This window comes from Cysteiniphilum halobium, assembly GCF_003574425.1.
GTDB classification, from domain to species: Bacteria; Pseudomonadota; Gammaproteobacteria; order Francisellales; family Francisellaceae; genus Caedibacter; species Caedibacter halobius.
The window spans coordinates 1-661 of sequence record NZ_QLIU01000087.1 but is presented as its reverse complement, the minus strand read 5'-3'; the positions used below and the strand labels follow the sequence as shown (position 1 = coordinate 661).

The following is a 661-nucleotide window of genomic DNA, read 5'->3' as shown; positions in this document are numbered from 1 at the left end:
GAAAGAAATAAAAAGAAAAAACAAAAAGAAAAGAAAGAGAGAGAAAGGAAAAAGAAAGAAAAAAGAAAAAAAAGGAGTAAAGAAGGAAAGAAAAAAAGGTAAGAAGGAAAATAAATGGAGAGAAGAAAATAAAAAAGTGAGGAAAGAAGTAGAAAAAAAGAGGAAAAAAGAAAAGAATATTTAGAGAAAGTGATAGAAAAAAGGGTGAAAAGGAGAAGAATATGGAATAAAACAAAAAGAAAAGAGAAAAAGAGAAAAAGAAAGAGAAAAAAGAGAAAAAAAAAAGAAAAAAAGGAGAAAAAAAAAGAAAGAAAAAAAAAGGAGAAAAGGAGAAAAAAAAAAGAAAAAGAGGAAAAAAAAAAAAAAGAAGAGAAAGTAAGAAAAAAATAGGAGAGAAAAAAAAAAAAAAAAGAGAAGAAGAAAAGAAAAAAAAAAAAAAAAAAAAAGGAAGAAGAGAAAAAAAAAAAAGAAAAAAAAAAAGAAGGAAAAAAGAAAAAAGAGAAAAAAAGAAAAAGAAAAAAAAAAAGAAAAAAAAAAAGAAAAAGAAGAAAGAAAGAAAAAAAAAAAAGAGAAAAAAAAAAAGAAAAAGAGAAAAAAGGAAAAAAAAAGGAAAGATGAGAAAGAATAAAGAAAGAAAAAAGGGAAGAAAAGAAAAAAAAAA

Annotated in this window: 2 protein-coding genes; both read left to right on the top strand. The window is 21.2% G+C overall.

Annotation, left to right across the window (positions count from 1 at the left end):
* The coding region (locus DNK85_RS12650; protein WP_208123175.1) for a hypothetical protein at positions 1 to 184 on the top strand (184 nt) is incomplete at its 5' end.
* 5 nt (positions 185 to 189) lie between these two features.
* A complete protein-coding gene (locus tag DNK85_RS12645) occupies positions 190 to 390 on the top strand; it encodes a hypothetical protein (RefSeq protein WP_119329577.1) in 201 nt (66 codons plus the stop codon).
* Positions 391 to 661: the final 271 nt, after the last annotated feature.